This is a genomic window from Accumulibacter sp. (assembly GCF_031732815.1).
Classification (GTDB): domain Bacteria; phylum Pseudomonadota; class Gammaproteobacteria; order Burkholderiales; family Rhodocyclaceae; genus Accumulibacter.
The window spans coordinates 50,163-57,626 of sequence record NZ_JAVMKF010000003.1 but is presented as its reverse complement, the minus strand read 5'-3'; the positions used below and the strand labels follow the sequence as shown (position 1 = coordinate 57,626).

General features: G+C 64.0%; 7 protein-coding genes. All 7 read left to right on the top strand.

Features of this window, described 5'->3' with window-relative positions:
* A partial coding sequence (trpE, locus tag RKP46_RS00375; protein WP_311104788.1) for an anthranilate synthase component I occupies nt 1-1,355 on the top strand: 1,355 nt, incomplete at its 5' end.
* Nucleotides 1,356-1,428: 73 nt separating this feature from the next.
* Nucleotides 1,429-2,928, top strand: a complete 1,500-nt coding sequence (locus tag RKP46_RS00370; protein WP_311104787.1) for a sodium:solute symporter family protein — start codon at nt 1,429-1,431, stop codon at nt 2,926-2,928.
* Nucleotides 2,929-3,054: 126 nt separating this feature from the next.
* Nucleotides 3,055-4,161 (top strand): VanZ family protein, encoded by a 1,107-nt coding sequence (locus RKP46_RS00365; protein WP_311104786.1) that lies wholly within the window; start codon nt 3,055-3,057, stop codon nt 4,159-4,161.
* 62 nt (nt 4,162-4,223) lie between these two features.
* The gene (locus RKP46_RS00360; RefSeq protein ID WP_311104785.1) at nt 4,224-4,532 is read left to right on the top strand and encodes an NAD(P)H-dependent oxidoreductase subunit E; all 309 of its coding nucleotides are present in this window, start codon (nt 4,224-4,226) and stop codon (nt 4,530-4,532) included.
* A gap of 75 nt (nt 4,533-4,607) precedes the next feature.
* The gene (locus RKP46_RS00355) at nt 4,608-5,246 is read left to right on the top strand and encodes a serine aminopeptidase domain-containing protein (protein ID WP_311104784.1); all 639 of its coding nucleotides are present in this window, start codon (nt 4,608-4,610) and stop codon (nt 5,244-5,246) included.
* 105 nt (nt 5,247-5,351) lie between these two features.
* Nucleotides 5,352-5,675: a divalent-cation tolerance protein CutA gene (gene cutA, locus RKP46_RS00350; RefSeq protein ID WP_409194083.1), complete on the top strand. Its 324-nt coding sequence runs from the start codon at nt 5,352-5,354 to the stop codon at nt 5,673-5,675.
* Nucleotides 5,676-7,463, top strand: a complete 1,788-nt coding sequence (gene dsbD / locus RKP46_RS00345) for a protein-disulfide reductase DsbD (RefSeq protein WP_409194082.1) — start codon at nt 5,676-5,678, stop codon at nt 7,461-7,463.
* Nucleotide 7,464 lies beyond the last annotated feature (1 nt).

Below are 7,464 nucleotides of genomic sequence, written 5' to 3'. Positions count from 1 at the left end.
GTCCGTACAGCTATCTGCTCGAATCGGTGCATGGTGGCGAACGCTTCGGCCGCTATTCGATTATCGGTCTGGCCAGTCAGACGCGGATTGTCGTCAATGGGCATCAGGTGCTTGTCCTTAACGGCAACCGGATCGCCGAACGCGAGGACGATACCAACCCGCTCGAGTTCATCGGCAAGTTCATGAAGCGCTTTCGGGCCGCGCCGACGACCGGCTTGCCGCGCTTTTGCGGCGGTCTGGTCGGCTGTTTCGGCTACGACACCGTGCGTTACATCGAAACCCGCCTGACGCGCTCGCTGAAGCAGGACGATCTCGGGATTCCGGACATCGTTCTACTGCTCTCGGAAGAGATTGCCGTGGTCGACAATCTGTCCGGCAAGTTGACGCTCGTCGTTTACGCCGAACCCGGCGTACCCGGCGCACAGCAGAAGGCGCAGGCCAGATTGCGTGAGCTGCTGGGTCAGTTGCGCGAGCCGGCGCGCATTCCGCTGGAAACACCGCAATCGTCGCAGCCGGCGGTGTCGATGTTCGGTGAAACGCAGTTCAAGCAGGCGGTGAGCCGGGCCAAGCGCTACATTACGGAAGGCGACATCATGCAGGTGGTGCTGTCGCAACGCATGAGCAAGCCGCTCACCGCCAGTCCGTTGGCGGTCTATCGCTCGCTGCGCTCGCTCAATCCGTCACCCTACATGTTCCTTTTCGATTTCGAGGATTTCCATGTTGTTGGCGCCTCGCCGGAGATCCTCGTTCGTCTCGACGGCGACACGGTGACTGTCCGCCCGATCGCCGGCACGCGTCGGCGTGGCGTCTCCTACGACGAGGATCAGACGCTTGCCGCCGAGCTGCTGGCCGACGAGAAGGAGCGTGCCGAACATGTCCAGTTGCTCGACCTCGGGCGCAACGACGCAGGCCGCGTCGCGCGCGTCGGAACGATCAAGGTCACCGAGCACATGATCGTCGAGCGCTATTCGCACGTCATGCACATCGTGTCGAACGTGGAAGCGCGCTTGCGCCCGGAACTGGGCGCCCTCGACGTACTCAAGGCGACCTTTCCGGCGGGCACCGTGTCCGGTGCGCCGAAGGTGCGCGCGATGGAGATCATCGACGAACTCGAACCGCTCAAGCGCGGGCTGTACGCCGGCGCCGTGGGTTATCTCGGCTTCAACGGTGACATGGATCTGGCGATTGCCATCCGGACGGCGATCATCAAGGATGGACAGTTGCACGTGCAGGCCGGGGCAGGCATCGTGGCCGATTCCGATCCAGCGGCCGAGTGGCAGGAGACGCAGAACAAGGCGCGCGCCGTTCTGCACGCGGCAGAACTCGCCGAGCACGGTCTCGATACGCGCTGTTGAAGCATGGCGCGCGGCTGAGGAAAGTCGACGGTCGTCGAAGGGAAGCACCACCTTGCATGTGTGAGGTTTCCGAATGCTGATCTGGTTCATCGTCATCTACCTGCTGCTTTCGATCGGCATCGGCCTGTATGCGGCAACCCGGGTGCATAGCGCCAAGGATTTCGCCGTTGCCGGCCGCAGCCTGCCGCTGCCCGTGGTGACGGCCACGGTTTTCGCAACCTGGTTCGGCGCTGAAGCGGTCTTCGGTGTGTCGGCGACGTTTGTCAAGGAAGGCTTGCGCGGCGTCGTCGCCGATCCCTTTGGCGCCAGTCTGTGTCTGGTGATCGCCGGCGTCTTCTATGGCACGACGCTCTATCGTCTGAACGTACTCACGCTGGGCGATTTCTTTCGCCTGCGCTACGACCGCAGCGTTGAACTGCTGACCACGCTGTGCATCGTCGCTTCGTATCTCGGTTGGGTATCGGCGCAGATCAAGGCGCTTGGCCTGGTCTTCAATGTTGTCACCGACGGTGCGGTCAGCGCGCACGCCGGAATGATTCTCGGCGCAGCGATCGTACTTACGTACACGACCTTCGGCGGGATGTTCTCGGTGGCCATTCTCGACTTCGTCCAGATGACGGTCGTCATGGGCGGCATGGCCTACATCGGCTACCTGGTTACCGGTATGACCGGTGGCGTCGAGACGGTCGTCCGGCAGGCAGCGCAGGCCGGCAAGCTCGACTTTTTCCCGAGCGGCGGGATCGCCGAATGGCTGGCTTTCCTCGCTGCGTGGATGACGATGATGCTTGGCTCGATTCCGCAACAGGATGTCTTTCAGCGCATTACCTCGGCGCGCAGCGCGCGTATCGCGATCCAGGCCTCGCTGCTCGGCGGGGCGCTCTACTTCTGTTTCACCTTCATCCCGATGTTCATCGCCTACTCGGCGACGCTGATCAATCCCGAACAGTTCAATCGCCTGATCGAGAGCGACTCGCAACTCGTGCTGCCGACGCTCGTCCTTGAGCATACGCCGCTGCTTGCTCAGGCGGTTTTTTTCGGTGCCGTTCTCTCGGCGATCATGAGCTGTTCTTCGGCGACTCTGCTCGCACCGTCGGTCGCGTTTTCAGAAAACGTCGTGCGCGGTTTCTTTCCGGCAGCCGGCGATCATGCTTTCCTGCGCATGATGCGCATCACGCTGGTCTGCTTTACCGGTATTGTCCTCGTCTTTGCGCTCAATTCGGAAGCGTCCATTTTCAAGATGGTGGAGAACGCCTACAAGGTCACCCTGGCCGGCGCTTTCGTTCCTCTGGTGTTCGGTGCCTACTGGCGACGTGCGACGACGCAAGGCGCCTTGGCCGCGATCATCGGTGGCCTGGCCGCCTGGCTGCTCGCCGAGACGCTGCTCGAGCAGCCGCTGGTTCCGGCGCAGCTCATCGGCCTGCTGGTCAGTATCGTCGGCATGCTGAGCGGATCGCTGCTGCCGCAGCGCATTGGCCGGGGAGGCCCGCCAGGCGATCTGCATCACCGTCTGCACCACCACGCCGCCGCGCAAACGCACCATGCCGAAGCGCTGCACGCGCATCGGAAGAAGTAGGCAACCCGCCGCAGCGCGCTGCGTCAGGGGTCACTGAGGCCGGACACGGCGAGTGGGTGGCTGCGCCGACTTCGCGGCGAGCGCGAAGCACTACAATGACGACTTTTCTCGCTGCCTGTCTGTCTGATGGCGTTCTCCCGCAGATCACCCGAGACTCCGGCCGACGGCAAGCCTGCTCGCCGCAGCTTGCCGCCGGCGATGCGGCTGCCGCTGGCGCTGGCGCTCGCGTACATCGTCGTGATCAGCTACGCCAGCCTCTATCCACTGAGCGGCTGGCGCCACGTCGGGGTTCCCCCGCTGGCCTTTCTTAGCGCCACCTGGCCGCGCTACTGGACCGTCTTCGATCTGTCGATCAACGTTGTCGCTTACCTTCCGCTCGGTTTTCTTCTCGCGCTTGCCTTGCGCCGCGTGCCCGGCCGGTGGAGCGCGGCGTTGCTCGCCGCGCTCCTCGGCGGCGCGCTCAGCTTCAGTCTGGAGTGTCTGCAGAACTGGTTGCCGGCGCGCGTTCCGTCCAATCTCGATCTCGCCTGCAACAGTGCCGGCGCGGCTGTCGGAGCGATAATTGCCGTCTGGAACGGCAAGCGGATTTTCCGGCGGATCACGCAGATCCAGCAGGACTTGCTGGCGCAGGTTCCCTACGCTGAAGCAGGCCTCGTTCTGATCGGCTTCTGGCTGGTGTCGCAACTGTCGCCGGAAACGCTGCTCTTCGGTACCGGCGACCTGCGCCATGTACTTGGTCTGACACCTGCCCTGCCTTACGCGGCGTCATCCTTCTTCGTTCTCGAAACCGGCGTCATTGCCTGCAACACCATGAGTATCGGTCTCTTCGTCCGCACCATGTTGCTTGACCGCGCGCAGTCGTCGATGGTCCTGCTTGCCTTCTTTCTGCTCGCTCTGGCGATCAGGACCCTCGCTGCGGCCGTCCTGGTGGCACCGGAAGACGCCTTCGCCTGGCTTACCCCGGGTGCCCAGATCGGTTTGCTGGTGGGGAGCGTCCTCCTCGCCATCGTCCTTTTTCTGCCGGCGGGAGTGCGCGTCGCGCTGGCTGGCGTCGCGTTGATGGTGGGCACCGCGCTGGTCAACCTGGCGCCACCCAACCCGTATTCGGAGGCCGCCCTGGCCGCCTGGCGGCAGGGGCATTTCCTCAACTTCAACGGATTGACCCGCTGGGCGGCGAGTCTGTGGCCCTTCCTCGCACTGCCCTATCTGACCGTGCTCGGCCGGCGCTTGTAACGGGAATACGTTACAATCTCCGGTCGTCGCTGGTCGCCATAGCGCGCAAGGAGCATCGGTTCATGAGCCATTTCAAGTATCACGTCTTTTTCTGCTGCAATCAGCGGGGTGAAGGCGAAACTTGCTGCAACGACGCGGGAGCGACCGCGGCGCAGACCTATGCCAAGGACCGGGTGGCCGAGTTGCAACTGAAGGGGGCGGGCAAGGTTCGCATCAACAAGGCGGGCTGCATGGACCGCTGCGACAATGGCCCGGTCGTCGTCATCTATCCGGAAGGCGTCTGGTACAGCTACGTTGATCACGAAGATATTGAAGAAATCATCCAGGAGCATCTGCTGCATGGGCGCGTCGTCGATCGCTTGCGCATCTGACCGCGCTGGCGGCATTGGCTGCCGGACGCTGGAGTCGGCGGCGTCGGGCAAGCGGCCGGCGTCGAGGGCCTTGCCATGAGGCTGGCGGCAGAGCATGTGCTGATCGACGGGCCGGTCGGCAAGATCGAGATCACCGTGGAGAATCCCGGAGCCCCGCGCGGCATTGCGCTGGTGGCGCATCCGCATCCGCTGTTCGGCGGCGGCAATACCAACAAGGTCGTGCAGACTCTGGCCCGTACGTTCAACCACCTCGACTATGTCGCTTTGCGGCCGAATTTTCGTGGCGTCGGACAGACCGCCGGCGAGCACGACGATGGTCATGGCGAGAGCGAGGATCTGCTGGCGGTGATTGCCGAAGCGAAATGTCGCTACGGCAACCTGCCGGTTGCACTCGCCGGCTTTTCCTTTGGCGCCTACGTGCAGACGCGCGTGGCTGAAGCGCTCTGCGCGCTGGGCCACCCCGCGCAGCGCCTGGTTCTCGTCGGTACCGCCTCGGGTTTTGTCGAAGGTGCACGTCTCTACCAGACGCGTACCGTTCCCTCCGACACGATCGTCATCCACGGCTCGGAGGACACTACGGTGCCGTTGGCGAATGTCATCGCCTGGGCGCGGCCGCTTGATCTGCCGGTGGTCGTCGTGCCCGGCGCCGATCACTTCTTCCATCGCCGGCTGCATGTGATTCGCGAGATCGTCAGCCGCGCCTGGCGGCACTGACCTCGATGGCGCAGCAAGGGCAGCGCGTCAGCAGGCGCTCGGGGCAGTCTGTCCGCGCCGCTTCGGATAGCCGGTGCGCAAACGCCGGGGAGTAGAATCGCTCCTGTGACTACCTTGCTCGTTCTGACCAACTTGCCTGACCGATCGGTCGCCGAGGCGCTGGCGCAGGATCTTGTCGCACAACGCCTGGCCGCCTGTGTAAACATCCTCTCCGCGTGCCGGTCGGTCTACCGTTGGCAGGGAACGATCGAGACCAGCGATGAAGTGCCCTTGCTGATCAAGACGACGAGCGAGCGTTACCCGGCGCTGCAAGCTGCGATCCTTGCCCGTCACCCGTACGAACTCCCGGAAGTGATCGCCTGGCCGATTGCGCATGGTTTGCCGGGCTATCTCGCCTGGGTCGCCGACGAAGTGGCGCAGGGCGACTGATTGGTCAAGACTGCCGTGATCCGCTGGCTGTTTTCCTTGCTGCTGTTGGTCGCCCTGAGTGGGCACGCGGATGAGTTTCTCGATCCGGCTGTCGCCTTTCAGCCAACGGCACGCGCCCTCGACGAGCGCACGATAGAAGTCCGCTTTGCCATTGCCAAGGGCTATTACCTGTACCGCGACAAGTTTCGCTTTGCCCTCGAGCCGGCCAGCGTGTCGTTCGATCCGCCGGCATTGCCGCCGGGCAAGACCAAGGATGACGAAACCTTCGGCAGAGTCGAGGTGTACTACGACGAAGTACTTGTTCGGTTGTCGGTCACGCGGACCAGCTCGGGGCCGTTGCCGCTGACCCTGAAGCTCAGCTCGCAAGGCTGTGCCGACGCTGGCGTCTGCTATCCACCGCAGCAGCACAGACTGGCCGTGCAACTGCCGGACGGATCCCTTGGCGGTTCACCCTCGGCTGGCGCCGCCGATCGAGCCCCGCTGAACGACGAGTCAGGCCGCATTGCGCGCCTGTTTCAGCACGCCGGTTTCTGGCTGCTCGCCGCCAGCTTCTTCGGCTTTGGCCTGTTGCTGTCGCTGACCCCCTGTGTTTTCCCGATGATTCCGATCGTTTCGAGCATCATCGTTGGCGCCGGGCGCGATGGGCACGGCGTATCGCATCTGCGCGGCTTTTCCCTGTCGCTCGCCTACGTCGTGGGCATGGCGCTGACCTACGCCGTCGCCGGTGTCCTTGCCGGGCTGAGCGGGACCCTGCTCTCGTCGGCGCTGCAGAACCCATGGATCGTCGGCAGCTTCGCCGGAATCTTCGTCGTTCTCGCCTTATCGATGTTCGGCTTCTTCGAATTGCAACTGCCGACCTTCGTGCAGAGCAAGGTGGCCGACGAGGCGCGTCAGTTGCGCGGTGGTTCGCTCCCTGGCGTGGCCTTGATGGGTGCGCTCTCGGCGGTGATCGTCGGGCCTTGCGTTGCTGCGCCGCTGGCTGGTGCGCTGCTCTACATCGGTCAGACCGGCGATGCCCTGCTCGGTGGCAGCGCGCTTTTTGCGATGGGCCTGGGAATGGGCGTACCGCTGCTGGCGGTCGGCGTATCCGCTGGTACGCTGCTGCCGAAGTCGGGGCCGTGGATGGAAGCGATCAAGAAGACCTTTGGCGTGGTTCTCCTGGCCACAGCGCTGTGGCTGCTTGCGCCGCTACTGCCGGCGGTGGTCGGCATGCTGGCCTGGGCCTTGCTGCTGATCGTATCGGCCAGTTATCTGCATGCACTCGACCCGCTTCCAAGCCACGCCAGGGGGTGGCAGCGTTTCTGGAAGGGAATCGGCATCGTCCTGCTGCTCGCTGGCGCAGCCTTGCTGCTTGGCGCTCTGGCCGGCTCGCGCGATCCCTTGCAGCCGCTCTCGGTCTTGCGCAGTGCGGCTGCCGGCGGCGACACGCGTCCCCTGCCCTTCGTACGCATCGGCTCGGTCGATGAACTGGCGGCGCGCGTCAAGTCGGCGCAGCAGCCGGTATTGCTCGATTTCTACGCCGACTGGTGTGTCACTTGCAAGGAAATGGAACGGACGACGTTTGCCGATCCGCGCGTGCAGGCCGAACTCGCCGGATGGACGCTGCTGCAGGCCGACGTGACCGGCAACACGGAGCAGGACAAGGCGTTGTTGCAGCGTTTCAAGGTCTATGGCCCGCCGGCGATCGTCTTCTTCGACCGTACCGGCAAGGAGATCGAGGGCGTGCGCGTCGTCGGCCTGCAGCGTGCCGACGAGTTTCTCGCTCTGCTGCTCAGTCTGCGCGGGTAGC

Bases quoted from the DNA above. Each gene is read 5' to 3' on its own strand.
- RKP46_RS00365 (WP_311104786.1), top strand. From the start codon at position 3,055: ATGGCGTTCTCCCGCAGATCACCCGAGACTCCGGCCGACGGCAAGCCT.
- RKP46_RS00370 (WP_311104787.1), top strand. From the start codon at position 1,429: ATGCTGATCTGGTTCATCGTCATCTACCTGCTGCTTTCGATCGGCATC.
- RKP46_RS00355 (WP_311104784.1), top strand. From the start codon at position 4,608: ATGAGGCTGGCGGCAGAGCATGTGCTGATCGACGGGCCGGTCGGCAAG.
- RKP46_RS00360 (WP_311104785.1), top strand. From the start codon at position 4,224: ATGAGCCATTTCAAGTATCACGTCTTTTTCTGCTGCAATCAGCGGGGT.